General features: G+C 72.2%; 21 protein-coding genes and 1 pseudogene. 7 read left to right on the top strand and 15 right to left on the bottom strand.

Annotated features, from left to right (window positions below):
• From zwf to pgl, 3 genes are read left to right on the top strand one after another with little or no spacing between them, the layout of a single operon-like run.
• The gene (gene zwf / locus AC07BS_RS32680; RefSeq protein ID WP_478648511.1) at positions 1-1,524 is read left to right on the top strand and encodes a glucose-6-phosphate dehydrogenase; all 1,524 of its coding nucleotides are present in this window, start codon (positions 1-3) and stop codon (positions 1,522-1,524) included.
• Positions 1,521-2,630, top strand: coding sequence for a glucose-6-phosphate dehydrogenase assembly protein OpcA (opcA, locus tag AC07BS_RS32675; protein ID WP_478648508.1), 1,110 nt, complete (start codon positions 1,521-1,523; stop codon positions 2,628-2,630). The genes zwf and opcA overlap by 4 nt, the downstream gene beginning before the upstream one ends.
• Positions 2,627-3,406, top strand: coding sequence for a 6-phosphogluconolactonase (pgl, locus tag AC07BS_RS32670; RefSeq protein ID WP_478648506.1), 780 nt, complete (start codon positions 2,627-2,629; stop codon positions 3,404-3,406). Before opcA ends, pgl begins: the two co-directional genes overlap by 4 nt.
• Positions 3,407-3,483: 77 nt before the next feature.
• On the opposite strand, the gene pgi is transcribed toward pgl, so the two are convergent.
• The 13 genes and pseudogenes from pgi to AC07BS_RS32605 all read right to left on the bottom strand — a co-directional run bounded on the left by pgi (position 3,484) and on the right by AC07BS_RS32605 (position 18,704).
• Positions 3,484-5,136 carry a glucose-6-phosphate isomerase gene (pgi, locus tag AC07BS_RS32665; protein WP_478648752.1) on the bottom strand — a complete coding sequence of 551 codons (1,653 nt, stop codon included), beginning with the start codon at positions 5,134-5,136 and terminating at the stop codon, positions 3,484-3,486.
• A 165-nt stretch (positions 5,137-5,301) separates the two neighbouring features.
• Entirely contained in the window at positions 5,302-5,637 is a 336-nt protein-coding gene (locus AC07BS_RS32660) for an RNA polymerase-binding protein RbpA (protein ID WP_003957010.1), read from the bottom strand.
• Positions 5,638-5,822: 185 nt separating this feature from the next.
• The gene (secG, locus tag AC07BS_RS32655; RefSeq protein WP_107431054.1) at positions 5,823-6,059 is read right to left on the bottom strand and encodes a preprotein translocase subunit SecG; all 237 of its coding nucleotides are present in this window, start codon (positions 6,057-6,059) and stop codon (positions 5,823-5,825) included.
• Positions 6,060-6,176: 117 nt separating this feature from the next.
• A complete protein-coding gene (gene tpiA, locus AC07BS_RS32650; RefSeq protein WP_478648503.1) occupies positions 6,177-6,953 on the bottom strand; it encodes a triose-phosphate isomerase in 777 nt (258 codons plus the stop codon).
• A 6-nt stretch (positions 6,954-6,959) separates the two neighbouring features.
• Positions 6,960-8,171 (bottom strand): phosphoglycerate kinase, encoded by a 1,212-nt coding sequence (locus AC07BS_RS32645; RefSeq protein WP_478648500.1) that lies wholly within the window; start codon positions 8,169-8,171, stop codon positions 6,960-6,962.
• Between the two features lie 155 nt (positions 8,172-8,326).
• A complete protein-coding gene (gene gap, locus AC07BS_RS32640; RefSeq protein WP_478648497.1) occupies positions 8,327-9,331 on the bottom strand; it encodes a type I glyceraldehyde-3-phosphate dehydrogenase in 1,005 nt (334 codons plus the stop codon).
• A 328-nt stretch (positions 9,332-9,659) separates the two neighbouring features.
• Positions 9,660-11,867, bottom strand: a pseudogene (locus AC07BS_RS32635) (M14 family metallopeptidase); the annotation flags it as partial.
• Between the two features lie 169 nt (positions 11,868-12,036).
• Positions 12,037-13,044: a DNA-binding protein WhiA gene (gene whiA, locus AC07BS_RS32630; protein ID WP_478648492.1), complete on the bottom strand. Its 1,008-nt coding sequence runs from the start codon at positions 13,042-13,044 to the stop codon at positions 12,037-12,039.
• Complete coding sequence (locus tag AC07BS_RS32625) at positions 13,035-14,087, bottom strand: gluconeogenesis factor YvcK family protein (protein ID WP_478648489.1); 1,053 nt, start codon at positions 14,085-14,087, stop codon at positions 13,035-13,037. Before AC07BS_RS32625 ends, whiA begins: the two co-directional genes overlap by 10 nt.
• A complete protein-coding gene (gene rapZ, locus AC07BS_RS32620; RefSeq protein WP_478648487.1) occupies positions 14,084-15,019 on the bottom strand; it encodes an RNase adapter RapZ in 936 nt (311 codons plus the stop codon). Before rapZ ends, AC07BS_RS32625 begins: the two co-directional genes overlap by 4 nt.
• 106 nt (positions 15,020-15,125) lie before the next feature.
• Positions 15,126-17,123, bottom strand: coding sequence for an excinuclease ABC subunit UvrC (uvrC, locus tag AC07BS_RS32615; protein WP_478935298.1), 1,998 nt, complete (start codon positions 17,121-17,123; stop codon positions 15,126-15,128).
• A gap of 118 nt (positions 17,124-17,241) precedes the next feature.
• Positions 17,242-18,075, bottom strand: coding sequence for a hypothetical protein (locus AC07BS_RS32610; protein ID WP_478935297.1), 834 nt, complete (start codon positions 18,073-18,075; stop codon positions 17,242-17,244).
• Positions 18,076-18,080: 5 nt separating this feature from the next.
• The gene (locus AC07BS_RS32605) at positions 18,081-18,704 is read right to left on the bottom strand and encodes a papain-like cysteine protease family protein (protein ID WP_478648481.1); all 624 of its coding nucleotides are present in this window, start codon (positions 18,702-18,704) and stop codon (positions 18,081-18,083) included.
• Positions 18,705-18,944: 240 nt separating this feature from the next.
• Here AC07BS_RS32605 and AC07BS_RS32600 point away from each other — a divergent pair, with 240 nt between their 5' ends.
• A complete protein-coding gene (locus AC07BS_RS32600) occupies positions 18,945-19,886 on the top strand; it encodes a hypothetical protein (protein ID WP_478648479.1) in 942 nt (313 codons plus the stop codon).
• Between the two features lie 32 nt (positions 19,887-19,918).
• On the opposite strand, the gene AC07BS_RS32595 is transcribed toward AC07BS_RS32600, so the two are convergent.
• Entirely contained in the window at positions 19,919-20,359 is a 441-nt protein-coding gene (locus tag AC07BS_RS32595) for a Rieske (2Fe-2S) protein (RefSeq protein ID WP_478648477.1), read from the bottom strand.
• 149 nt (positions 20,360-20,508) lie between these two features.
• Between AC07BS_RS32595 and AC07BS_RS32590 the strand changes: the two genes are divergently transcribed.
• Positions 20,509-21,426 carry a carbohydrate kinase family protein gene (locus tag AC07BS_RS32590; RefSeq protein WP_478935296.1) on the top strand — a complete coding sequence of 306 codons (918 nt, stop codon included), beginning with the start codon at positions 20,509-20,511 and terminating at the stop codon, positions 21,424-21,426.
• A 46-nt stretch (positions 21,427-21,472) separates the two neighbouring features.
• Here the strand turns inward: AC07BS_RS32590 and uvrA are convergent, their stop codons facing one another.
• The gene (uvrA, locus tag AC07BS_RS32585; RefSeq protein ID WP_478648473.1) at positions 21,473-24,517 is read right to left on the bottom strand and encodes an excinuclease ABC subunit UvrA; all 3,045 of its coding nucleotides are present in this window, start codon (positions 24,515-24,517) and stop codon (positions 21,473-21,475) included.
• A 213-nt stretch (positions 24,518-24,730) separates the two neighbouring features.
• Between uvrA and AC07BS_RS32580 the strand changes: the two genes are divergently transcribed.
• Entirely contained in the window at positions 24,731-25,426 is a 696-nt protein-coding gene (locus AC07BS_RS32580) for a maleylpyruvate isomerase family mycothiol-dependent enzyme (protein WP_478935295.1), read from the top strand.
• 10 nt (positions 25,427-25,436) lie between these two features.
• Positions 25,437-26,093 carry an MBL fold metallo-hydrolase gene (locus tag AC07BS_RS32575; protein ID WP_478935294.1) on the top strand — a complete coding sequence of 219 codons (657 nt, stop codon included), beginning with the start codon at positions 25,437-25,439 and terminating at the stop codon, positions 26,091-26,093.
• Positions 26,094-26,276 lie beyond the last annotated feature (183 nt).

Genomic DNA, 26,276 nt, shown 5'->3' with positions numbered 1-26,276 from the left:
TTGAGCAGCAGCAATCCGCTGCGTGACGCTCTGGACCGACGGCTCCCGCGTATCGCGGGGCCGTCGGGCCTGGTCATCTTTGGCGTCACGGGCGATTTGTCCCGTAAAAAGCTGATGCCCGCCGTGTATGACCTGGCCAACCGCGGCCTGCTGCCGCCGGGCTTCTCGCTGATCGGCTTCGCCCGCCGGCAGTGGGAGGACGAGGACTTCGCCCAGGTCGTCTACGAGGCGGTCAAGCAGCACGCCCGCACCCCCTTCCGCGAGGAGGTCTGGCAGCAACTGGTGCAGGGTTGCCGGTTCGTCCAGGGCGACTTCGACGACGACGTGGCCTTCGAGACCCTCAAGCACACCATCGAGGAGCTCGACGCGGCCCAGGGCACGGGCGGCAACTTCGCCTTCTACCTCTCGGTGCCGCCGAAGTTCTTCCCCACGGTCGTCCAGCAGCTCAAGAAGCACGGCCTGGCCGAGCAGAAGGAGGGCTCCTGGCGGCGCGCCGTCATCGAGAAGCCCTTCGGCCACGACCTGAAGAGCGCCCAGGAGCTCAACCGGATCGTCCACGACGTCTTCCCCGCCGAGTCGGTCTTCCGCATCGACCACTACCTCGGCAAGGAGACGGTCCAGAACATCCTGGCCCTCCGGTTCGCCAACACCCTCTTCGAGCCGATCTGGAACCGGTCCTACGTCGACCACGTACAGATCACCATGGCCGAGGACATCGGCATCGGCGGCCGCGCCGGCTACTACGACGGCATCGGCGCCGCCCGTGACGTCATCCAGAACCACCTGCTCCAGCTGCTGGCTCTGACCGCGATGGAGGAGCCCGCCTCCTTCGACGCCGACGCGCTCGTCGCGGAGAAGACCAAGGTGCTGGGCGCCGTACGGCTGCCCAAGGACCTCGGCTCGGAGACCGTGCGCGCCCAGTACGCCCACGGCTGGCAGGGCGGCGAGGAGGTCGTCGGCTATCTGGAGGAGGAGGGGATCGACCCCGAGTCCAAGACCGACACCTACGCCGCGATCAAGCTGTCGATCGACAACCGCCGCTGGGCGGGCGTCCCCTTCTACCTGCGGACCGGCAAGCGCCTCGGCCGCCGCGTCACCGAGATCGCGGTCGTCTTCCAGCGCGCCCCGCACTCGCCCTTCGACCACACCGCCACCGAGGAGCTGGGGCAGAACGCCCTGGTCATCCGGGTGCAGCCGGACGAGGGCGTCACCATGCGGTTCGGCTCGAAGGTGCCCGGCACCTCGATGGAGGTGCGGGACGTCTCGATGGACTTCGCCTACGGCGAGTCCTTCACCGAGTCCAGCCCCGAGGCGTACGAGCGGCTCATCCTCGATGTCCTGCTCGGCGACGCCAACCTCTTCCCGCGCCTGCGCGAGGTGGAGCTCTCCTGGGAGATCCTCGACCCGATCGAGGAGTACTGGGACAACCACGGCAAGCCCGCACAGTACGCGGCCGGCACCTGGGGTCCGGCCGAGGCGGACGAGATGCTCGCACGAGACGGACGGAGCTGGCGTCGGCCATGAAGATCGATCTCACGGACACCACGGCCAGCAAGATCAACAACGCGCTGGTCCAGGGCCGCCGGGCCCTGGGCGCCCCCGCCGTCGGCATGGTGCTCACCCTTGTCATCGTCACCGACGAGGAGCACGCCTACGACGCGCTCAAGGCGGCCAACAACGCCTCCCGCGAGCACCCCTCGCGCAAGCTCGTCGTCATCAAGCGCGTCAGCCGCTCCCCGCGCGACCGCGCCCAGGCCCGGCTCGACGCCGAGGTCCGGGTGGGCGCGGACGCCGGCGCCGGCGAGACGGTCGTGCTGCGCCTCTACGGCGACGTGATAGACCACGCCCAGTCGGTCGTCCTGCCGCTGCTGCTGCCGGACGCCCCCGTGGTCGCCTGGTGGCCGGTGTCCTCCCCGCTCAACCCGGAGAAGGACCCGCTGGGCGCGCTCGCCCAGCGCCGCGTCACCGACACCTACGCCGCCGAGGACCCCCTCGCGGAGCTCGCGGCGCGTGCCGCGAACTACGCGCCGGGCGACACCGACCTGGCCTGGGCCCGCATCACGCCGTGGCGCTCGATGCTCGCGGCCGCCCTGGACCAGCAGCCGGACGTGCGGATCAGCTCGGCCGAGGTGGCGGGCGAGGCCTACAACCCCAGCGCGGAGCTGCTGGCCATGTGGCTCGGCGACCGCCTGGGCGTGCCCGCCCGCCGCACGGTCTCCGAGGGGCCCGGCCTCACCGCCGTCCGCCTGGAGACCGAGCACGGCGTCATCACCCTGGACCGCGCGGACGGCTCCCTGGCCACGCTCGCCATGCGCGGCCAGCCGGACCGGGCCGTGGCGCTCAAGCGGCGCGACACCTCCGAGCTCCTCGCCGAGGAGCTGCGGCGGCTCGACCCGGACGACATCTACGGTTCCGCGCTGAAGTACGGCGTGGAGCGGCTCGCCGAGCCGGCCCCGGCCACCCCGGCTCCGTCCGCCGCGGCCGCCACCGCGGACGAGCGGGCCGCGGAGGAGCCGACCGCGGACAAGAAGGCCGCCGACGAGCCGGCCCCGGCCGGCGAGGCGGCGGAGGAGGCCGGCGCCAAGCCGGCCCCGGCCAAGAAGTCCTCGGGCCGGAAGGCGGGCAAGTGAGCACGCCGCAGATCGTCGTCCACCGGGACAAGGAGCTGATGGCCCAGGCCGCGGCGGCCCGGCTGATCACGAAGATCGTGGACGCCCAGGCCGCGCGCGGCTCGGCCTCCGTCGTCCTCACCGGCGGGCGCAACGGCAACGGGCTGCTCGCGGCCCTCGCCGCCGCGCCCGCCCGGGACGCGGTCGACTGGTCGCGCCTGGACCTGTGGTGGGGCGACGAGCGCTTCCTCCCCGAGGGGGACCCGGAGCGCAACGCCACACAGGCCCGCGAGGCGCTGCTGGACGCCGTGGACCTCGACCCCGCCCGCGTGCACTACATGCCCGCGGCGTACGGCGAGCACGACGACGCGGACGCGGCGGCGGAGGCGTACGCGGCCGAGCTGGCCGCCGCGGCCCGCCCCGAGGACCACGGTCCCGTACCGTCCTTCGACGTCCTCCTCCTGGGCGTCGGGCCCGACACCCACGTGGCGTCGCTCTTCCCGGAGCTCCCGGGCGTCCGGGAGACCGAGCGGACCGTCGTCGGCGTCCACGGCGCGCCCAAGCCGCCGCCGACCCGGGTCTCGCTGACCCTCCCGGCGATCCGCGCGGCACGCGAGGTGTGGCTGCTGGCGGCCGGCGAGGACAAGGCCAACGCCGTGGCGCTCGCGCTGAGCGGTGCCGGTGAGGTCCAGGCCCCGGCGGCCGGCGCGACCGGCCGGCAGCGCACGCTGTGGCTGCTGGACCAGGCCGCGGCGGCGCGCCTGCCGCGCGACCTCTACCCGCCGGCGTCACCCTGACGGGTGCCCGCGCACGACGCGACGGCCCGCCTCCCTTCCGGGAGGCGGGCCGTCGTCGTACGGAGGCGGTGGTGCCGTCAGCGGCCGCGCAGCGCGCGGTACCGCGCGACGAGGGCCGCCGTCGACGCGTCCAGCCCGGGCACGTCGGCGCCCTCCGTCAGGGCCGGCTCGACCCGCTTGGCGAGGACCTTGCCGAGCTCGACGCCCCACTGGTCGAAGGAGTCGATGTTCCAGATCGCGCCCTGGACGAAGACCTTGTGCTCGTACAGGGCGATGAGCTGGCCGAGCACCGAGGGGGTCAGCTCGCTCGCCAGGATCGTCGTCGTCGGGCGGTCGCCGCGGAACGTCTTGTGCGGGACCAGCTCCGCCGGGACGCCCTCGGCCGCCACCTCCTCGGCCGTCTTGCCGAACGCGAGCGCCTGGCCCTGGGCGAAGAGGTTGGCCATCAGCAGGTCGTGCTGGGCCACCAGGCCCGGCTCCAGGTCGTCGACCGGCCGGGCGAAGCCGAGCAGGTCCGCCGGGATCAGCTTGGTGCCCTGGTGGATCAACTGGTAGTAGGCGTGCTGCCCGTTCGTGCCCGGGGTGCCCCAGACCACCGGGCCGGTCTGCCAGCCGACGGGGTGTCCGTCACGGTCGACCGACTTGCCGTTGGACTCCATGTCCAGCTGCTGCAGGTAGGCCGCGAACTTCGACAGGTAGTGGCTGTAGGGCAGCACGGCGTGCGACTGGGCGTCGTGGAAGTCGCCGTACCAGATGCCGAGCAGGCCGAGCAGGACCGGCGCGTTCTCCTCGAAGGGCGCCGTGCGGAAGTGCTCGTCGACGAGGTGGAAGCCGGCCAGCATCTCGCGGAAGCGGTCCGGGCCGATGGCGATCATCAGGGAGAGCCCGATGGCCGAGTCGAAGGAGTAGCGGCCGCCGACCCAGTCCCAGAACTCGAACATGTTGGCGGTGTCGATGCCGAAGTCGGCGACCTTCACCTCATTGGTGGACAGCGCCACGAAGTGCTTGGCCACCGCCTCCTCGCCGGCGCCCAGCCCGGCCAGCAGCCAGGTGCGGGCCGAGGTGGCGTTGGTGATGGTCTCGATGGTGGTGAATGTCTTCGAGGCCACGATGAAGAGCGTCTCGGCGGGGTCCAGGTCGCGCAGCGCCTCGTGGAGGTCGGCGCCGTCCACGTTGGAGACGAAACGGAACGTCATGTCGCGCTCGGTGTAGGCGCGCAACGCCTCGTAGGCCATCGCGGGGCCCAGGTCGGACCCGCCGATGCCGATGTTGACGACGTTCCTGATACGCCGTCCGGTGTGGCCCTTCCAATCACCCGAACGGACGCGGTCGCTGAAGACCTGCATCTTGCGCAGCACCGCGTGGACGGCGGGCACGACGTTCTCGCCGTCCACCTCGACCACCGCCGACTCGGGGGCGCGCAGCGCGGTGTGCAGCACGGCGCGGTCCTCGGTGGTGTTGATCCGCTCGCCGCGGAACATGGCGTCCCGCAGCGCCGCCACGCCGGTGGAGGCGGCCAGCTCGCGCAGCAGGCGCAGCGTCTCGTCGGTGACGAGGTGCTTGGAGTAGTCGAGGTGGAGGTCGCCGACCGTGAGGGCGTACTTCCCGGCCCGGTCCGGGTCGGCGGCGAACAGCTCCCGCAGGCGCACCTCCCCCAGTTCGTCCCGGTGCTTGGCGAGCGCGTTCCACTCGGGAGTCCGGTCCAGCCGGGTGCGGCCCTCTGCGTTCATCTCGGACATCAGCCCACTTCTTCTCGTATAACGGCCCCGCTGATCTACAACCTAATGGAGCCGCCGTCGATTCCGGGTACCGGCGGGCAGCGCGACGGCCCGGCCGCACACCCCGGAAAGGGTGCGCGGCCGGGCCGCTGACGGTGTGTCGTTGTCGTCCCGCGCTCAGATCTCCCCGCGGAGCTTGGCGAGCGCCTCGGCGAGGATGGCCTCGCCGTCCGCGTCGCTGCGCCGCTCACGGACGTACGCCAGGTGCGTCTTGTAGGGCTCGGTACGCGGCGGGTCCGGCGGATTGTCCCGGTCCTGGCCGGCCGGGAAGCCGCAGCGCGGGCAGTCCCAGGTGTCCGGCACCTGTGCGTCACTGGCGAAGCTCGGCTGCGTCTCGTGCCCGTTGGAGCACCAGAAGGAGATGCGCAGGCGCGGCGCTGACTCGCCCCGCTCGGCCTCACCCATCGGCCCCGCCCCGACCCGGCTTCCCCGGATCGCGTTGCCACTTGCCACGGTCGTAACTCCCTGCGTGATGGTGCTGCACTGTGCCGGATAGCGGCTGCGCCGCGGGAGTCGTCGCTCGGCTCCGCCGCGGGCGCCCCAGTCTACGTAAGGCCCAACGCGCGTCCAGTGGCAGGAGTTACAGACCGGCCGACCGGACGCAAGCCTCCATCATAGGCGGCTGATACGACGGTACGTCAGCTGTCGAGCTTCATCAGCAGGCCGAGCACGATGATGCAGGCGAACCAGAGCAGGCCGATCACGATCGTGATCCGGTCCAGGTTGCGCTCGGCGACCGAGGAACCGCCGACGGAGGACTGCATGCCGCCGCCGAACATGTCGGAGAGACCGCCGCCCTTCCCCTTGTGCATGAGCACCAGCATCATCATCAGCAGGCTGAAGACGATGAGGGCGATCGAGAACCCGATGACCACGGCTGGACCAACTCTCTCGGACTGACTCGGATGGACAATGCTGCGGGGCCGGGGGGCGCGTTCACGCCGGTCCCGGCCCCGACAGGGTACGACGGCGCGGGGCCGTCGTCATAGTTGCTACTGGTCGCGGAAGCGGACGATCTTGACGAAGTCGTCCGCGTCCAGCGCGGCGCCGCCGATCAGGGCGCCGTCCACGTCGGGCTGGGCCATGATCGCCGCGATGTTGCCGGACTTGACCGAGCCGCCGTACTGGATGCGGACCTTGTCGGCGACCTCCTGGCCGTAGAGCTCGGCCAGCTTGCCGCGGATGGCCCCGCAGACCTCCTGGGCGTCCTCGGGGGTGGCGACCTCGCCGGTGCCGATGGCCCACACGGGCTCGTAGGCGATCACGATGGTCTCGGCCTGGTCGGCCGGGAGGCCCTGCAGACCGCCCTCGACCTGGGCGAGGGTGTACGCGACCTGGTTGCCGGCCTTGCGGACGTCCAAGCCCTCGCCGACGCACAGGATCGGGGTGATGCCGTGCTTGAAGGCGGCCTTGACCTTGGCGTTGCAGAGCTCGTCCGTCTCGCCGTGGTACTGGCGGCGCTCGGAGTGGCCGACGGCCACGTAGGAGCACTTCAGCTTGGAGAGCATCAGGCCGGAGATCTCGCCGGTGTAGGCGCCGGAGTCGTACGCCGAGATGTCCTGGGCGCCGTACTTGATCTTCAGCTTGTCGCCGTCGACCAGGGTCTGCACCGAGCGCAGGTCGGTGAAGGGCACCAGGACCGCGACCTCGGTGCCCTCGTAGTCCTTGTCGGCGAGCGCGAAGGCGAGCTTCTGGACGTGGGCGATGGCCTCGAGGTGGTTGAGGTTCATCTTCCAGTTGCCCGCCATCAGCGGGGTGCGTGCACTCACAGTGGTTCAGTCCTCCAGTGCGGCGAGGCCGGGGAGCGTCTTGCCCTCGAGGTACTCGAGGCTGGCGCCACCGCCGGTCGAAATGTGGCCGAAAGCGTTCTCGTCGAAGCCCAGGGTGCGCACGGCCGCGGCCGAGTCGCCACCACCGACGACGGTGAAGCCCGGCGAGTCCAGCAGGGCCTGCGCGACGGCCTTGGTGCCGTTCGCGTAGTCGGGGTGCTCGAAGACGCCCATGGGGCCGTTCCAGAAGACCGTGCCCGCGTCGGCGAGCTTCGCGGCGTAGAGCTCACGGGTCTTCGGGCCGATGTCGAGACCCTCCTTGTCCGCCGGGATGGCGTCCGAGGAGACGGTGTCGGGGTTGGCCGGGGCCTTGGTCTTCAGGTCCGGGAAGTCGGCGGAGACCAGGACGTCGACGGGCAGGACGAACTCGACGCCCCGCTTCTCCGCCTCGGCCAGGTACTCCAGGCACTTCCCCTTCTGGTCCTCCTGCAGCAGCGAGATGCCGACCTCGTGGCCCTTGGCGGCCAGGAAGGTGTACGACATGCCGCCGCCGATGAGGATGCGGTCGGCCTTCTTGAGCAGGTTGTCGATGACACCCAGCTTGTCGGAGACCTTGGCGCCGCCGAGCACCACCACGTAGGGGCGCTGGACGTCGTCGGTGAGCTTCCTCAGGACGCCGACCTCGGTGGCGATCAGGTCGCCGGCGGCGTGCGGCAGGCGCGCCGGGAGGTCGAAGACCGAGGCGTGCTTGCGGTGCACCGCGCCGAAGCCGTCGCCGACGTAGAGGTCGGCGAGCGACGCGAGGGCATCGGCGAACGCGCCGCGCTCGGCGTCGTCCTTGCTGGTCTCGCCCGCGTTGAAACGGAGGTTCTCCAGCAGCGTGACCTCGCCGTTCGCCAGTGCGGCGACGGTGGCCTTCGCGCTGTCACCGACCGTGTCGGTGGCGAACGAGACGTTCCTGCCCAGGATCTCGCCGAGCCGCTTCGCGGCGGGGGCGAGGGAGAACTTCGGGTCCGGCGCGCCCTTGGGACGGCCCAGGTGGGAGGCGACGATCACCTTGGCGCCCGCCGCGGCGAGCTTGGCGATCGTCGGCGCGACGGCGCGGATGCGGCCGTCGTCGGTGATGGTGGTGCCGTCGAGCGGGACGTTCAGGTCGGCGCGGACGAAGACCCGCTTGCCCTCGATGCCGTCCTCGATGAGTTCGTCGATCGTCTTCATGCAGTGACTCTCCGGTGGACTTCCGTGGTGGGGGCCTCTCCCAGCGGGGGCTGGGAGATGGTCACGGGACGGGGCCCGTACAACGCTTCTTCGCGTCGTACGAGCCCCGTCCCCTGCATCTCGATACCTGCTGCGACCGTCGCGTCAGGCAGCGATCAGAGCTGGCCGCCGACGAAAACCGTCAGGTCGACCAGGCGGTTGGAGTAGCCCCACTCGTTGTCGTACCAGCCGACGACCTTGACCTGCTTGCCCTGGACCATCGTCAGCTGCGAGTCGAAGGTGCAGGAGGCCGGCCAGTTGACGATGTCCGAGGAGACGATCGGGTCCTCGGTGTACTCGAGGATGCCCTTCAGCTGGCTCTCCGCGGCCTTCTGGAAGGCGGCGTTGATCTCTTCCCTGGTCGTCTCGCGCTCGAGCTCCAGGACCAGGTCGGTGACCGAGCCGGTCGGGACCGGGACGCGCATGGCGATGCCGTCCAGCTTGCCCTTCAGCTGCGGGAGGACCAGGGCGGTGGCCTTGGCGGCACCGGTGGAGGTCGGGATGATGTTCTCCGCGGCGGCGCGGGCGCGACGCAGGTCGGAGTGCGGGAAGTCCAGGATGCGCTGGTCGTTGGTGTACGCGTGGACCGTCGTCATCATGCCCTTGACGATGCCGAAGGTCTCGTCGAGGACCTTGGCCATCGGCGCCACGCAGTTGGTGGTGCAGGAGGCGTTGGAGATGACGTGGTGGTTGGCCGCGTCGTACTTGTCCTGGTTGACGCCCATCACGATGGTGATGTCCTCGTTCTTGGCCGGAGCCGAGATGAGGACCTTCTTGGCACCCGCGGCCAGGTGCTTGGCCGCGTCCTCACGCTTGGTGAAGATACCCGTGGACTCGATGACGATGTCGGCACCGAGCTCGCCCCACGGAAGGGCGGCCGGGTCGCGCTCGGCCATCGTCCTGAAGGTCATGTTGCCGACGGTGATCGTGTCGTCGGTGTGGCTGACCTCCTGCTTCAGACGACCCAGGATCGAGTCGTACTTCAGCAGGTGCACCAGGGTGGCGTTGTCGGTCAGGTCGTTGACACCGACGATCTCGATGTCCGCACCCTGCTCCAGGAGCGCACGGAAGTAGTTACGACCGATACGGCCAAAGCCGTTGATGCCTACGCGGATCGTCACGAACCGATCTCCTCGTTGGTGTGCCGGGCTGTCCGCCGGCGGCTGTATTGGGATGTCCCCGACCACCACCGACCCTACCTCTAACAAGGGAGGTACGTGACATTGGCGGCGGGGGCTTCTTGGGCGCGCTCAGCCGTGCTCGGACGCGCTCAGCTGCAGGTCAGCCGCCGATCGCGCGCAATGCGGCACCGACCAGCCCGGCCCGCTCGCGGGGGTCGGACACGTGCTCGAGACCGAAGCCCAGAAGGACGGTGTCCCGGGTGGTGACGGCCGCGGCGGTGGGGGCTCGCGGCGCCCCGCCGTCGTCACCCTGCGTCACCGGCGCGCGGTACTCGCCGGCGGCTGCGCTGCGGAACCGCGGGAAGGTCCCGGGTGGCAGTTCGTCCGAGATCGGGCGGTAGGCCCCGGCGAGCGCCAGCGGGGCTCCACCGGCGCCGAGGGCGGCCGTGGTGCCCGTGAGCTCTCCCGTGCCGGTGAAGCGCGCGGCCCGGGCGAACGAGGTACGGGCGCCCGCGCCCAGGTAGTACTGGGCGAAGTCGTCGGTGTCGGCCTCGCCGATCCGTACGTCGCCGCCCGCCCTGGTGCCGGCGGTGATCAGCTTGCCGCCCTCGTTGACGAAGTCGCGGACGGCCAGCAGGGTGGCGCCGTCGGGGGCGGCGGTGCCGGAGTACCACAGCACGGTGTCGTAGTGGGAGAGCACGCCCAGCGCGGAGGGCGCGCCCTGCCGTGCCACGTCCCAGACGGCGGCCCTGCGGCCGTTGTCGGCGAGCGCCTTGGTGTAGGCGGCGGCGTCGCGCGCGGGCGCCTTGCCGCCCTCGTCGGCGATCACCAGGGTGTCGGCGCGGGGCGTCGTGGCCACGGTGTAGGTGAAGGGCTCGCTCGCGGTCGCCCGGCCCTCGCGGGTGCGGCCGGTGAACCAGACGGTGACGGTGGAGCCGGGGCGGGCGCCCTCGACCCTGGCGCGGTACTGGTCGAAGCGGATGTTGTCCTCGCCGCCGAAGCGGTCGCCGCCGTCCCAGGCCCGCAGTTCCTCGGTGCGCGTGCGCCCGCCGTCGATCCGGTAGTTGAGACGCTTGTCGCGGACGCTCTTGCGGGCGGTGACGGCCACGGTCTGCGCCCCGCCGCGCGCGGAGGAGGTGGGGAACGCGTGCGGGGTGAAGTCGGGGGCGCTCAGGCCGACGGAGGAGACGGGGACGTCGCCCCGGGCCGCGGTCTCGGCGACGGAGAGGGCGAAGGGGATGTTCTTCTCGAACTCCTGCCGGATCAGTTTCTCGTCGTCGGGGAAGATGAACGAGGAACGGCAGTCGGCGGGGTCCCAGCGGTCGTTCGGGTCGGCCTTGGAGGCGGTCTGGCAGGTCGACATCTCGGGGGTGAACATCATGACGCCGTTGACGTTGCCCGCGTGGCCGTCGGCCTCGCCGTTGGTGGTGTAGAGCTCGGAGGAGAGCTGCGGGCGGTAGCCGGGGATCGCGGGCTTGTCGGGCGTCCCGGCGAGCGCCCGGTAGAGGACGTCGTCGGGGGTGGGGGTGGCCACCTGCCAGCCCACGCCGTAGAGGATCAGCTCGGCCGCGGAGTGGTAGTTGACGGCGTAGCGGAAGCCGACGCGCTTCTCGAAGGCGTCCAGCGCCTTCGTCTCCGGCTCGGAGGCGGGGGCCGGTCCGCGGTAGGTCTCCGAGGCCGGCCGGGGGGACGAACCCTCGTTGTCGTAGCCCCACTTGTAGGGGAAGTTGCGGTTGAGGTCCACGCCGTCGCCGGGGGTGATCCGGCCGTCGCCGTTGTTGTCGCGGAGGTTCTTGCGCCAGAGCCGGGTGTCGGGGCCGGTGAAGGTGTAGTCGTAGCCGTCGGGGTTGGCGGAGAGGACGAACCACAGCTCGGTGGAGTCCACGATCCGCGTGACGCGGTCGTCCTTGCCGTAGCGGTCGAGGTAGTGGTGCATCAGCCGGCGGGTCGTCTCCGGCGTGATCCACTCGCGCGCGTGCTGGTTGGACATGTAGAGCACGGCGGGCCGGGAGCCGTCGGCGGCGCGCGCGGCGTTCCGGGACACCTTCAGGGCGAGGATGTCCTGGCCCCGTACGGTCCTGCCGATGCTGACGACCTTGGTCAGGTCCGGGTGGGCGCGGGCGGTGTCCCTGATCTCCCGCTGGAGCCCCTTCGGCCCGCTGTACGGGCGGAAGACGCCGTCGCCGGCGGGCTGGGCGGCGAGCCCGCGGCGGGGGCGCTTCTCGGTGAGGTCCACGCCCTGGCCGCGCAGCTCCCGGGCCTGGCCGGCGGTGAGGTGGAGTTCGACGGTGACCGTCCTGCCCCCGGTGACGCGCTCGCCCAGTTCGTGACCGTCGATGCCGGCCCTGAGCAGCAGCGGGACCTGGGCCGCGGTGACCTCGGCGGTCCAGACGGACAGGGCGTCGTCGGAGGCGGCCGGCGGGGCCGCCGGCCGGGCCGGTGGAGCGGCCGGCGACGCGTGGGCGTACGGCGTGGCGGCGAGTCCGCCGAGGAACAGCGAAGCCACCGCGAGAACGGAACCCGTTCTGCGTCTCATGAGCCCCCCTTGCTGTTGTCTGCCACGTGCGTGCGTGGCCGCCAGCCTGGTAACCCATCATGATCATGTCAACGACGCCTTTCGCGCCGGGCGGCCCGTACGGCACGACGACGCCCCCGCCGCCCTGGAGCGGGCGACGGGGGCGGACGGGAGGTGCGGACGGCGGCGCTCAGCCGGCCATGTTCTCGGCCATCTCCTCGGAGAGGTCCGCGATGTCGGAGAGGTTGGACTCGGTGCCGGGGATGCCCAGGTCCTGGGCCCGCTTGTCGGCCATGGCCAGCAGGCGGCGGATCCGCCCGGCGACGGCGTCCTTGGTCAGCGGCGGGTCCGCGAGGGCGCCCAGCTCCTCCAGGGAGGCCTGCTTGTGCTCCATGCGCAGCCGGCCGGCGGCCGCGAGGTGCTCGGGGACCTCCTCGCCGAGGATCTCCAGCGCCCGCTGCACGCGCGCGCCCGCCGCGACGGCGGCGCGCGCCGAGCGGCGGAGGTTGGCGTCGTCGAAATTGGCCAGGCGGTTGGCGGTGGCCCGCACCTCGCGGCGCATCCGCCGCTCCTCCCAGGCCAGCACGGACTCGTGGGCACCCAGGCGCGTCAACAGCGCGCCGATGGCATCACCGTCCCGGACGACGACCCGGTCCACTCCGCGGACCTCCCGGGCCTTGGCCGCGATCTGCAGTCGGCGGGCCGCGCCGACCAGCGCCAGCGCCGCCTCCGGGCCGGGGCAGGTCACCTCCAGGGAGGAGGAACGGCCGGGCTCGGTGAGCGAACCGTGCGCCAGGAAGGCCCCGCGCCAGGCGGCCTCCGCGTCGCAGGTGGCACCCGAGACGACCTGCGGGGGCAGCCCGCGGATCGGCCGGCCGCGGCCGTCGACCAGGCCGGTCTGGCGCGCCAGCTGGTCACCGCCCGCCACCACCCGCACCACGTACCTGCTGCCGCGGCGCAGCCCGCCGGGGGCCATCACCACCAGGTCGGAGGCATGACCGAAGATCTCCAGGATGTCCTTGCGCAGCCTCCGGGCGGCGATCCCGGTGTCCAGCTCCGCCTCGATCACGATGCGTCCGCTGACCAGGTGCAGACCGCCCGCGAAGCGCAGGATCGCCGAGACCTCCGCTTTCCGGCAGCAGGTCCGGGTGACGGGAAGCCGGGAGATCTCGTCCTTCACCGCTGCCGTCATCGCCATGGGCCGATCCTTCCATGCATCCGAAAAATACGGTCGTACGCGGCGGCCAACAGCTCCGGATCGTGCGTCGGGGAGCCGTCGGGCGAGGCGACCGGCGCCAGCTCGACCGTGGCCCCCAGCCGCTTGGCGGCGTCGGTGAGGCTCTGCCGGTCGGGCACGGCGGCCTCGTCGGCCAGCACCACGTCCAGGGCGAGTTTAGGGGCGTGTCGGGCCAAAACCTCCAAATGACGCTGCGGAGAGAACCCATCGGTTTCCCCGGGCTGCGGCGCGAGATTCAACGACAGCACCCGGCGCGCCTTGGTCTCCTGCAGGGCCTGGAGGAGCTCGGGCACGAGCAGGTGGGGGATGACGGAGGAGAACCAGGAGCCGGGGCCGAGCACCACCCAGTCCGCGTCCAGCACGGCCTCGACGGCCTCCGGCACGGCCGGCGGGTCCTCGGGGACGACGTGCACGGACTGCACCTCGCCCGGGGTGAGCGCCACGGTGGCCTGGCCGCGCACGGTGCCGACGGCGTCGGGGGCGGCCGGGTCGTGGCCCTTGACGAGCGCCTGGAGCTCCAGCGGGACCGCCGACATGGGCAGCACCCGGCCGTGCGCGCCGAGCAGCTTGCCGACCAGGTCCAGGGCCTGGACGTGGTCGCCCAGCTGTTCCCAGAGGGCGACGATCAGCAGATTGCCGACGGCGTGGTCGTGGAGGTCGCCACGGCTCTCGAAACGGTGCTTGATCACTCGGGACCAGGTCTGGCCCCACTCGTCGTCGCCGCACAGCGCGGCCAGCGCCTTGCGCAGGTCACCGGGGGGCAGCACGCCCAGCTCGTCGCGGAGCCGGCCGCTGGAGCCGCCGTCGTCGGCGACGGTGACGACCGCGGTGAGGTCGCCGGTGATGCGGCGCAGGGCCGCGAGCGAGGCGGACAGCCCGTGGCCGCCGCCGAGGGCCACGACCTTGGGCTGTGCGCCGCGCCGCGCACGGCCGGCGGCCCGGCCGTTCCCACGGCCGGGCACCAGCTTGCGGACGCGGCGCATCCGGAAGGTGCGGCCGGTCACTCGCGCCCCATGTCACGGTGCACGACGACCGTCTCGACGCCCTCCGAGACGAGGCGGTGGGCGAGCTTCTCGGACATGGCGACGGAGCGGTGCTTGCCGCCGGTGCAGCCGACCGCGATCGTCACGTAGCGCTTGCCCTCGCGGCGGTAGCCGGCGGCGATGAGCTGGAGCAGCTCGGTGTAGCGGTCGAGGAACTCCTTGGCGCCGGGCTGGTTGAAGACGTAGCCGGACACCTCCTCGTTGAGGCCCGTGAAGGGGCGCAGCTCCGGCACCCAGTGCGGGTTGGGCAGGAAGCGGCAGTCCACGACGAGGTCGGCGTCGACGGGCAGGCCGTACTTGAAGCCGAAGGACATCACGGTGGCCCGCAGCTCGGGCTCCTCCTCGCCGGCGAACTGGGCGTCCAGCTTGGCGCGCAGCTCGTGGACGTTGAGGCTGGAGGTGTCGATGACCAGGTCGGCGTCGCCGCGCAGCTCGCGGAGCAGGTCGCGCTCGGCGGCGATGCCGTCGACGATGCGCCCGGAGCCCTGGAGGGGGTGGGGGCGGCGCACCGACTCGAAGCGGCGCACGAGGGCGTCGTCGGACGCCTCCAGGAAGATCACCCGCCGCTTGACCTTCTTGGCCTCCAGGTCGGCGAGCGACTCGCGGAGGTTGTCGAAGAAGCGCCGGCCGCGGACGTCCACGACGACCGCGATGCGGGCCACGTTGCCCTGGGAGCGGGCGCCGAGGTCCACCATGGTGGGGATCAGGGCGGGCGGCAGATTGTCCACCACGAACCAGCCGAGGTCCTCCAGACATTTCGCGGCGGTGCTGCGCCCCGCCCCGGACATGCCGGAGATGATCACCAGCTCGGGGATGCCCGCCGCCTCGGCGCCGGCGTCCGCCGTCGTCGTGCCCGTACTCACCTGTGCTCCGTCCCGCTCGGTCACGTTCATGCGCTTTCCCCCGTTCTGCCGACGACGCCCGGGGCGCCGTCCCGTCTTCCATACTGCGGCCTCGGCGGGCCCGGTTCCCGTTCGGCTTCCCGTTCGGCCAGGTCCATCATTCCTCCGCGTCGTCCATGATCTCGCCCGTGGCCATGTTGACAGCCGGTGCGGGCCGCTCCGCGCCGGCCAGCGCCGCGGCGATCGTCTCGGCCGTCTTCCGGCCGATGCCGGGCGTCTCGCAGATCTGCTCGACGGTGGCGGCCCGCAGCTTCTTCAGCGAGCCGAAGTGCTTCAGCAGGGCCTGCTTGCGGGTCTCGCCGAGGCCGGGGACCGCGTCGAGGGGCCCGGCCCGCAGCGCCTTGCTCCGCTTGCCGCGCTGGTAGGTGATCGCGAAGCGGTGCGCCTCGTCACGGACCCGCTGCAGGAGGTAGAGGCCCTCGCTGGTGCGGGGCAGGACGACGGGGTCGTCCTCGCCGGGCAGCCAGACCTCCTCCAGGCGCTTGGCCAGGCCGCAGACGGCCACGTCGGTGATCCCGAGCTCGTCCAGCGCCCGCTGGGCGGCGGCGACCTGCGGCTGCCCGCCGTCGACGACCACCAGCTGCGGGGGGTAGGCGAAGCGCTTGGGCCGGTCGCCGTTCCCCTCGGGGACCTCGGCGGGGACCTCGCCGCCGTGCTCGTCGCCCGGGGCCTCCTCGGCCCACTCCCCCGTCTTCAGCTTCTCCCGCACATAGCGGCGGAAGCGGCGGGAGACGACCTCGTGCATCGAGCGGACGTCGTCCTGGCCCTCGAAGCTCTTGATCTGGAAGCGGCGGTACTCGCTCTTGCGGGCCAGGCCGTCCTCGAAGACGACCATGGACGCCACGACGTCCTGTCCCTGGAGGTGGGAGATGTCGAAGCACTCGATGCGCAGCGGCGCGGAGTCCAGGTCGAGGGCCTCGGCGATCTCCTCCAGGGCGCGGGAGCGGGTGGTCAGGTCGGAGGCGCGCTTCGTCTTGTGGAGGACGAGGGCCTGCTGGGCGTTGCGCTGGACCGTGGCCATCAGGTCCTTCTTGTCGCCGCGCTGCGGGATGCGCAGGTCGACCCGCGCGCCCCGGCGCCCGGTGAGCCACTGCACGACCGGCTCCACCGGCTCGGGCAGCGCGGGGACGAGGACCTCCCTGGGGACCGCGTCGCCGCTCTCCTCGCCGTACAGCTGCTGCAGGGCGTGCTCGACGAGGCCGGCGGTGTCGACGGCCTCGACCTTGTCGGTGACCCAGCCGCGCTGGCCGCGCACCCGGCCGCCGCGGACATGGAAGATCTGCACGGCCGCCTCGAGTTCGTCCTCGGCGACCGCGATCAGGTCGGCGTCGGTGGCGTCGGCCAGCACGACGGCGTTCTTCTCCATGGCGCGCTTGAGCGCCTCTATGTCGTCACGCAGCCGGGCCGCCTTCTCGTACTCCATCTCCTCGGCGGCATCGTGCATCCCCCGTTCCAAACGGCGGATGTACGCGCCGGTACGGCCGGCCATGAAGTCGCAGAACTCTTCGGCGAGTTCGCGGTGCTCCTCGGCGCTGACCCGGCCGACGCAGGGCGCCGAGCACTTGCCGATGTAGCCCAGCAGGCAGGGACGGCCGATCTGGGCGGAGCGCTTGAACACCCCGGCGGAGCAGGTGCGGACGGGGAAGACGCGCAGCATCAGGTCGACGGTCTCGCGGATGGCCCAGGCGTGGGCGTACGGGCCGAAGTAGCGCACGCCCTTCTTCTTGGGGCCGCGCATGACCTGGACGCGCGGGAACTCCTCGTTCAGCGTGACGGCGAGCGAGGGGTAGCTCTTGTCGTCGCGGTACTTCACATTGAAGCGGGGGTCGTACTCCTTGATCCAGGAGTACTCCAGCTGCAGCGCCTCGACCTCGGTGGAGACCACGGTCCACTCCACGGAGGCGGCCGTGGTGACCATGGTCCGGGTGCGGGGATGGAGGCCGGCGAGGTCCTGGAAGTACGAGGAGAGCCGCTGGCGCAGGCTCTTCGCCTTCCCGACGTAGATCACGCGGCCGTGCTCGTCCCGGAATCTGTAGACCCCCGGCGAGTCGGGGATCTGTCCCGGCTTGGGTCGGTAGCTGCTGGGGTCGGCCATGTCACACACCCTACTTGCGGGCAGTGACAACTCCATCGTCCAGCCGGGCGGGGTCCGGGCGTGACCGCGGCCCCGGCGGGCTCCTCGCCCACCGGGGCCGCGGCCGGTCCGGCCGGGGTCAGCGGCGCCGCAGCCTGCGGGCCGCCACGACCGCGAGACCCAGGCCCAGGGCCGCCGCCCCGCCGGCCGTCGCCGTGGTGGCGGTGACCGGCGGGCCGGCGTCGCCCGACGGCGCCGCGGTCGCCGGACGGTCCGCCCCGCCGCCGGCCGCGGCGGCGTCCTCGCCGAAGCCGCCGGCCGCGCCCTTCCTGGCGTAGGCGGAGCCGGGCAGCTTGTCGGCGTAGGCCTTGCGCACCCGGGCCCGGTACGCGTCGACGGTGGTGCCCTTGTCGCCGATCGCGCGGACGGCGTCCTCGTCGAGCGGCAGCACCCGCTCGCCGCGCTGCACGTACCAGGCGTTGATCTGGGGCTCGCGGAAGACCGTGCCGCCGCCGAGCCGGCGCGCGCCCTCGGCGGCGTAGCGGGTCTCGTCGTCGCCGGTGGCGATGTTGACGACCTTCCACGCGTCCCCGGTGCGCGCCGTCCACACCGACGCCTTGCCGCCGTCGGCGGCGACGGCCGCGCTGGCCAGGAAGTCGAGCTCGGCGATCGCGGCGCCCTCGGCGCCCGCCACGAAGCGCGGCGAGAGGGTGTACACGGGCACCGTGTCGCCCTCGATCCGCGGGCGCGCCGTGTTCGCGGCGAGCGCGCCGTCGCGGGCGAAGAAGCGGGAGAGGGTGTCGAGCGTGCCGGGGGCGGCGGCCGCCTCGTGGGCGGCGGCGACGCCCGCGGCGGGCGGGGGTGTGGGGGCCACCGGGGGTGGTGCGGCGTGCGCGAGGGGCGCGAGCCCGAGGAGGGCGGCGGTCAGGGCGCCCGTGGCTGCCGCGCGGGAGACGGTACGGCGGTCGGTCATCGCCCTCACGCTCCGATCCGGTAGAGCGAGTGGGTCCACGCGAACTCGTTGTTGTTCACGTACCAGTTGTGGGACGCCCAGTTGTAGCGGTTGCTGGAGGGCCAGGGATCGCCCCAGTAGACCATTCCGTTCGCGTCGTCGTAGCCGTAGACGACGTGCATGTGGCCGCCGCCGGAGGACCACTGGATACGGGTCTCGATCGGGCGCCCCGCGTTGATTTCACTCTGCACGGTCGCGTAGCGCAGCCATCCGCTCACATAGGAGCCCTGGTTGATACCGGCCCAGCCGAGGGCGTTCTGCACATTGCCCAGCGTGGCCTGGTTGTTGGGGCACGTGGTGCCCTGCTGGCGGTTGAAGGCGGCATTGCAGAACTGGTTCTGGCTGTAATTGCGGCCGAACCAGGTCGCGATGGTGTTTCCGGAGGCGGCCCAGCACCAATTGCTGTTCTGCTGGGCCTGCATGGTGATGTTCAGGCGCTTCGCCGCACGCAGAGGCGCCTGGTCGCCGGTGGCCGCGCTCGCCGTGGTGGGGACGGAGAGCAGGACGGAGGCGACGAGTGCCGCGAGGGACAGCCGTCTGCCCCGTATGCGGGTTTTTCCTGTGGGAGCCGATGCCGAAGCACGGGTCATTATCGCGTTCCTCCCGTGGCGGGGGGTTGTGGTGGAGGAGCGCGTCCGGACGCGTGTGAGGAGCATCGGGTGTTGTCGGGGACTGGTCAACCAGCTTCAATACCGCGTAAGAGCACGCTGTGAACGGATCGAATCGGATGTGAACACGCGGTGCCCGCCCGGAAGGGAATGCGGCACGCCCGGCCGCCCCGGCCCTTTCCACCGTTCGTGAATATTCACCCGCACAAGAGGAGCGAGCGGATGGCACGCAGCAGCACTCGCGCCGCCGAGGCCGAACTGGCCCAGGCGCTGCGCACGGGCCCGTTCCACCTGGCCCTGCGCACGGCGCTGTCGGCGCGCGGCCTCGCCCTGCACCGGGTGCAGCACCGGCTGGCCCAGCGCGGGGTCAAGGTCGGGGTGACGAGCCTGAGTTACTGGCAGCAGGGCGTCCGGCGGCCCATGCGGGCGGAGTCGCTGCGGGCCGTACGGGTGCTGGAGGAGGTGCTGGACCTGCCCGCGCAGGCCCTGACCCGGTTACTCCCCGAGGCGCCGCTCCGCACCCGCCCGGACCGGCCGGCCGCGCGCTCGTTCCGCTCCCTGGTGGAGGAGGCGGGCACGGTGGAACGGCTGCTGGCCGAGCTGGAGTCGCCGGCCGACGGCGGGCTCCACACCGTCTGCCAGCTGGAGCGCGTCTCCATCGGCGCCGGGCGCGAGATGCGCGGCCGCGACTCCCATCACGTGGTGCGCGCCCACCGCGACGGCGTGGACCGCTACGTGGCCATCCACCACGGGGACCCGGGCTGCGACCCGGCCCGGGTGACCGTGCGGGCGGGCGAGAACTGCCGGGTGGGGCGCGTGCGGTGGCACACGGCGTCCGGGGTGCTGGTGACCGAGCTGCTCTTCGACACCCGGCTGCGGGCCGGGGAGACCTATGTCTTCGGCTACGGCTTCGACGACGGCACGGGCGGCGTCAGCAGCGAGTACGTCCGGGGCTTCAGCTTCGCGGGCGGGCAGTACGTGCTCCAGGTGCGCTTCGACGACGACGCCCTGCCGGTGCGCTGCCGCCGCTTCCACCGGGCCGGGGCGGGCGCGCCCCGGTGCGGACAGCAGGAGCTGACCCTGTCGGGGCACCACCGGGGGGTGCACCTGGTGGAGCAGGGGGTGCGGCCGGGAATCCTGGGGATCGCGTGGGACTGGTGCTGAGGAGCCGGACGGCGCCGCGCCGGGCCGGCGGGTCAGGCGTCGGGGCCGGCGATCAGCTTGCCGCCCTCGGCCTTGACGGGCACGGACGGCAGCGGGGCGCCGGCCGGGCCCTGGACGACCTTGCCCGTGGCGGCCTCGAACATGCTCTTGTGGCAGGGGCAGACGACCTTGCCGTCCTCGACCTTGTCGACCACGCAGCCGGCGTGGGTGCACACGGCGCTGAACGCCTTGTACTCGCCCTTGGCGGGCTGGGCGACGATCAGCTTCTGCTCGCGGTAGAGCCGCGCGCCGCCGACCGGTACGTCACCCACCGCGCCGAGGTCCACCGGCGCCGTCGGGGTGGCCGGGCCCTTGGCCCCCGTCGCGCCGCCGCAGGCGGTGGCGCCGAGCCCGGCGGCCCCGGCCAGGGCGGCACCGCGCAGCACGGTGCGGCGGGACGCCGAGGGAGCCGGGGGAACAGCGGGCGAGGACATGGGGAGCTCCAGCGGGGTGGATCGGGCGCACGGACGTCGCGAGGACGTAGCGACAATACCGGGAGGGCATGTTCCGCCCACCGCCCCGTCCGGCCCGCCGGACCCGCCTCGTCCGCTCGCCCACCTCGCCCGTCGAAAGGACCGTTCCTGTGATCGTCGTCGCCGGTGAAGCACTGATCGACCTCGTACCCGGCGGCCCCGGGGGTGACGACGGCCTGCCCGCGCTGCTGCCCCGGCGCGGCGGGGGCCCGTACAACACGGCGGTGGCCCTGGGCCGGCTCGGCACCCCGGCCGCGTTCTGCTCCCGGGTGTCGTCGGACGGCTTCGGCGAGGCGCTGCTGGACGGGCTGCGGGACGCGGGGGTGGACGTCTCGCTGGTCCAGCGGGGCCCGGAGCCGACGACGCTCGCGGTGGCGGCCGTCGGCCCGGACGGTTCGGCGGGCTACGGCTTCTACGCGGGCGGCACGGCCGACCGCCTCTTCGAGCTGCCGGGCCCGCTGCCGGAGGCCGCCCCGGCCCTGTGCCTGGGGACCTGCTCGCTGGTCCTGGAGCCGGGTGCCGGCGCCTACGAGGCGCTGCTGCGCCGGGAGGCCCGGCGCGGGGTCTTCACCCTGCTCGACCCGAACATCCGGCCGGGCATCATCCCGGACGCCGCCGCCCACCGCGAGCGCTTCCGCTCCTGGCTGCCGGACGTCACCCTGCTGAAGCTGTCGGCCGAGGACGCCGCGTGGCTGGGCGGGCCGGCCGAGGCGTGGGCGGAGCGGGGCCCGGCGGCCGTGGTGGTGACCCGAGGCGGCGAGGGGCTGTCGGTGCACCTTCCCGGGGGCCGCTCCCACGCCGTGCCGGCCGAGGCCGTGGACGTGGTGGACACCATCGGGGCGGGCGACACCGTGAACGCGGCGCTGCTGCACCGGCTGGCGGCGGAGGGCGCGCTCTCCCGGGCCGGGCTGGCCGCCCTGGACGGCGCCGCCTGGACGGACGTCCTGGCCTTCGCGGCCCGCGCCGCCGCCCTGACCTGCACCCGCCCGGGGGCGGAACCGCCGTACGCGAGCGAGCTGGCCGGCTGACGGGGGCCGGGCCGCTGGTGGCCCGGCCCCCGGTGCGATGCTTCCGCTAGGCCTTGCGTGCCCGCGCCGTGGCCTTCTTGGCGGGGGCGGCCGTCTTCTTCGCCACGGTCTTCTTCGCCGCCGCCTTGGCCCCGGACTTCGCGGTCGCGGACTTGGCCGTCACGGCCTTCGTCGTCACGGCCTTCGTCGCGGCGGCCTTCCTGGCGGGCTTGCGCGCCGCCGGCACCGTGGCCGGGGCCGCGTCGCTGACGCGGTCGCCCAGGATGTCCCGCAGGAACTTGCCGGTGTGGCTGGCGGGGACCGAGGCGACGTCCTCCGGTGTGCCCTCGGCGACGACGAGGCCACCGCCCGAGCCGCCCTCGGGGCCCATGTCGACGACCCAGTCGGCGGTCTTGATCACGTCGAGGTTGTGCTCGATCACGATCACGGTGTTGCCCTTGTCGACCAGGCCGGACAGCACGGAGATCAGCTTGCTGATGTCCTCGAAGTGCAGACCGGTCGTCGGCTCGTCGAGGACGTAGACCGTCCGCCCGGTCGAACGCTTCTGCAGCTCGCTGGCGAGCTTGACGCGCTGGGCCTCGCCGCCGGAGAGCGTCGGCGCGGACTGGCCGAGGCGGACGTAGCCCAGGCCGACCTCGTGGAGGGTGCGCAGGTGGCGGGCGATCGTGGGCACGGCCTCGAAGAACTCGAGCGCCTCCTCGATCGGCATGTCCAGCACCTCGGCGATGGACTTGCCCTTGTAGTGGACCTCCAGGGTCTCCCGGTTGTAGCGCGCTCCGTGGCAGACCTCGCACGGGACGTACACGTCCGGCAGGAAGTTCATCTCGATCTTGATGGTGCCGTCGCCGGAGCAGTTCTCGCAGCGGCCGCCCTTGACGTTGAAGGAGAAGCGACCGGGCAGATAGCCCCGGACCTTCGCCTCCATGGTCTCGGCGAACAGCTTGCGGACGTGGTCGAAGACGCCGGTGTACGTGGCCGGGTTGGAGCGCGGGGTGCGGCCGATGGGCGACTGGTCGACGTGGACGACCTTGTCGACCAGGTCGTCGCCGTCCACCCGGGTGTGCCGGCCGGGCACGGCGCGGGCGGCGTTGAGCTCCCGCGCGAGGTGGGTGTAGAGGATGTCGTTGACCAGCGTCGACTTGCCGGAACCGGAGACGCCCGTGACGGCCGTGAGCACCCCGAGGGGGAAGGACACGTCGATGTCGCGGAGGTTGTTCTCCCGGGCCCCGCGCACGGTCAGCCGGCGCGTCGGGTCCACCGGGCGGCGCACGTCGGGCGTGGCGATGGACTTCCGGCCGGACAGGTACTGCCCGGTCATGGAGGCCTCGCTGCTCAGCAGCTCCGTGAGGGGGCCGCTGTGGACGACCTTGCCGCCGTGCTCGCCGGCGCCGGGGCCGATGTCGACGACCCAGTCGGCGACCTTGATGGTGTCCTCGTCGTGCTCGACGACGATCAGGGTGTTGCCCATGTCGCGCAGCCGGACGAGGGTCTCGATCAGGCGGTGGTTGTCGCGCTGGTGGAGGCCGATGGAGGGCTCGTCGAGGACGTACAGCACGCCCACCAGGCCGGAGCCGATCTGGGTGGCCAGGCGGATGCGCTGGGCCTCGCCGCCGGAGAGCGTGCCGGCCGCGCGGTTGAGCGAGAGGTAGTCCAGGCCGACGTCGACCAGGAAGCGCAGCCGCTCGTTGACCTCCTTGAGCACCCGCTCGGCGATCTTCTTCTCGCGGCCGGTGAGCTTCATGTCGCGCAGGAAGTCGGCGCAGTCGCTGATCGACATCGCGGAGACCTCCGCGATCGAGCGGCCCTGCACGGTGACGGCGAGGACGATCGGCTTGAGGCGGGTGCCCTCGCAGGTGGGGCAGTTCACCTCACGCATGTAGCCCTCGAAGCGCTCGCGGCTGGCGTCGCTCTCGGCCTCGGAGTGGCGCCGCTTGACGAAGGGCACCGCGCCCTCGAAGGCGGTGGTGTAGGCGCGCTCGCGGCCGTAGCGGTTGCGGTAGCGGACCTCGATCTGGGTCTTGTGGCCGTGGAGCAGGGCCTTCCTGGCCCGCTGGGGCAGCCCGGCCCAGGGGATGTCGGTGCGGAAGCCGAGCGCGTCGGCGAGGGCGCCGACCAGCCGGCCGAAGTAGTCCTTGGTGTGGCCGTGCGACCAGGGGCTGATCGCGCCCTCGTCGAGGGACTTGTCCTCGTCCGGGACGATCAGCTCGGGGTCGACCTCCATGCGCGTGCCGATGCCGGTGCAGTCGGGGCAGGCGCCGAAGGGCGAGTTGAAGGAGAACGAGCGCGGCTCGAGCTCCTCGAAGGACAGGTCGTCGTACGGGCAGTAGAGGTGCTCGGAGAACATCCGCTCACGCTCGGGGTCGTCCTCGGGGAGGTCGACGAAGTCGAGGACGACCATGCCGCCGGACAGGCCCAGGGCGGTCTCGACCGAGTCGGTCAGCCGGCGCTTGGCGCTCTCCTTGACGGTGAGGCGGTCGACGACCACCTCGATGGTGTGCTTCTCCTGCTTCTTCAGCTTCGGCGGGTCGGTGAGCTGGATCGTCTCACCGTCGACCCGGGCCCGGCTGTACCCCTTGGTCTGGAGGTCGGCGAAGAGATCGACGAACTCGCCCTTGCGCTCGCGCACCAGCGGGGAGAGCACCTGGAAGCGGCTGCCCTCGGGCAGCTCCAGCACCCGGTCCACGATGGCCTGCGGCGACTGGCGGGAGATCGGCCGCGCGCACTCGGGGCAGTGCGGCTTGCCGATCCGGGCGAAGAGCAGGCGGAGGTAGTCGTAGACCTCGGTGATCGTGCCGACCGTCGAGCGCGGGTTGCGCGAGGTCGACTTCTGGTCGATGGAGACGGCCGGGGACAGGCCCTCGATGAAGTCCACGTCGGGCTTGTCCATCTGCCCGAGGAACTGCCGTGCGTAGGAGGAGAGCGACTCGACGTAACGGCGCTGCCCCTCCGCGAAGATCGTGTCGAACGCGAGCGACGACTTGCCCGATCCCGAGAGCCCCGTGAAGACGATCAGGGAGTCGCGCGGGAGGTCGAGCGAGACGTTCTTGAGGTTGTGCTCGCGAGCGCCACGGACGATGAGACGGTCGGTCACGCGGGTCGGCACCTTTCGTGAGAGTCGGCTCTGGAGAGCGCTTGGGGGGTGGAGCCGCGCCCCTCGATCCAGAGTACGGGGAGCCTCTGACAACCACGGGCCACCCGGATGGCGGCGGCGAGGCCCACTCACGAGCCTATAGCACGCATATTCGATTTACGGCGGTGAGCCGACTCCTTCACCCGAAGGAGTGGCGGGGCTATCGTCGGCGGCATGAGTGATCATGTGCACGACCTGAACGCCGTACGTGAGGCGACGGACCGGCTGCTCTCCTCGCTCGCCGGCGTGGACGACCTGGACAACGCCGTCGTGGCCGGGCCGTCACGGCTTCCCGGCTGGACCCGTGGCCACGTCCTGGCCCACCTCGCGCGCAACGCCGACGCCTTGGTGAACGTCCTCGAGGGCCGCCCGATGTACGCGAGCGCCGAGGCCCGCGAGGCCGACATCGAGCGCGACGCCCCCCGCTCCCTCGCCACGCACGTCGCCGACCTGCGCGAGAGCACCGAGGCCCTGCTGCGCACGGCCGGCCGGCCCGGCGACCCCGACCGCCGCGTCGAGATGCGCAACGGCGTGATCGAGCTCGCCTCCCGCATCCCCTTCCGCCGCCTCATCGAGGTCGAGCTGCACCACGTCGACCTCGGCGTCGGCTACGAACTGGAGGACCTGCCGGCCGACTTCACCGGCCGCGAGATCGCGTTCCTCGCCGACCGCTTCTCCGGCGACGCCTCCCTCCCCGTGATCCGGCTGGTCGCGACCGACGGCCACCAGTGGCGCACCGGGGGCACGGAGGGCGACCCGGTGACGGTCGGCGGCACCCCGGCCGACCTGCTGGGCTGGCTGGCGGGCCGGCGCGACGGCGCGGGACTGGAAACGGGTGGCGCTCCGCTGCCCGTCCTGCCCGCGCTATAGGGTGATCTCCATGACGTACAGCGGAGCGGTCGAGGTCGGCGGACCTGCGGACGTACACGAGTTGGCCGATCTGATGATCTCCAAGGTCGCGGTCGGACCGATGAACAACAACGCCTATCTGCTGCGCTGCCGCGCGACGGACGAGCAGCTGCTCGTCGACGCCGCCGCCGAGCCGCACACCCTGCTCTCCCTGATCGGCGACGGCGGCATCGCCTCGGTGGTCACGACCCATCAGCACGCGGACCACTGGGGCGCGCTGCGCGAGGTCGTGGACACCACCGGAGCGCGCACGTACGCTGGCCGGCACGACGCCGAGGGCATCCCGGTGCCGACCGACGTACTGGTCGACGACGGGGACACGATCCGCGTGGGCAATGTGGAACTGACGGCCCGCCACCTGGTCGGCCACACCCCGGGCAGCATCGCCCTGGTGTACGACGACCCGCACGGTCACGCGCACGTCTTCACCGGCGACTGCCTCTTCCCGGGCGGCGTGGGCAACACCCACGACGACCCCAAGGCCTTCGCCAGCCTCCTCCACGACGTCGAGACCAAGATCTTCGGCGAGCTGTCCGACGAGACCTGGGTCTACCCGGGCCACGGCAACGACACGACGCTGGGCGCCGAGCGCCCCCACCTCGCGGAGTGGCGCGAGCGCGGCTGGTGACACCGCCGGGCCGGTGACGAACGGCCGGTGACGAACGGCCGGTGACGAACGGCCGGTGACGAACGGCCGGTGACGAACGGCCGGTGGCGGGGGGGGGGGGGGGGGGGGGGGGGGGGGGGGGGGGGGGGGGGGGGGGGGGGGGGGGGGGGGGGGGGGGGGGGGGGGGGGGGGGGGGGGGGGGGG

It is taken from the genome of Streptomyces sp. NPDC044063, from assembly GCF_056434285.1.
This window is presented reverse-complemented; position numbering and strand designations above follow the sequence as displayed.

Coding starts and splice junctions, on each gene's coding strand:
- AC07BS_RS32595 (WP_478648477.1), bottom strand. CDS start 20,359: ATGTCCTCGCCCGCTGTTCCCCCGGCTCCCTCGGCGTCCCGCCGCACC.
- opcA (WP_478648508.1), top strand. CDS start 1,521: ATGAAGATCGATCTCACGGACACCACGGCCAGCAAGATCAACAACGCG.
- AC07BS_RS32600 (WP_478648479.1), top strand. CDS start 18,945: ATGGCACGCAGCAGCACTCGCGCCGCCGAGGCCGAACTGGCCCAGGCG.
- AC07BS_RS32645 (WP_478648500.1), bottom strand. CDS start 8,171: ATGAAGACGATCGACGAACTCATCGAGGACGGCATCGAGGGCAAGCGG.
- AC07BS_RS32605 (WP_478648481.1), bottom strand. CDS start 18,704: ATGACCCGTGCTTCGGCATCGGCTCCCACAGGAAAAACCCGCATACGG.
- pgi (WP_478648752.1), bottom strand. CDS start 5,136: ATGAACGCAGAGGGCCGCACCCGGCTGGACCGGACTCCCGAGTGGAAC.
- AC07BS_RS32610 (WP_478935297.1), bottom strand. CDS start 18,075: ATGACCGACCGCCGTACCGTCTCCCGCGCGGCAGCCACGGGCGCCCTG.
- uvrC (WP_478935298.1), bottom strand. CDS start 17,123: ATGGCCGACCCCAGCAGCTACCGACCCAAGCCGGGACAGATCCCCGAC.
- whiA (WP_478648492.1), bottom strand. CDS start 13,044: ATGGCGATGACGGCAGCGGTGAAGGACGAGATCTCCCGGCTTCCCGTC.
- rapZ (WP_478648487.1), bottom strand. CDS start 15,019: ATGAACGTGACCGAGCGGGACGGAGCACAGGTGAGTACGGGCACGACG.
- AC07BS_RS32580 (WP_478935295.1), top strand. CDS start 24,731: ATGAGTGATCATGTGCACGACCTGAACGCCGTACGTGAGGCGACGGAC.
- AC07BS_RS32575 (WP_478935294.1), top strand. CDS start 25,437: ATGACGTACAGCGGAGCGGTCGAGGTCGGCGGACCTGCGGACGTACAC.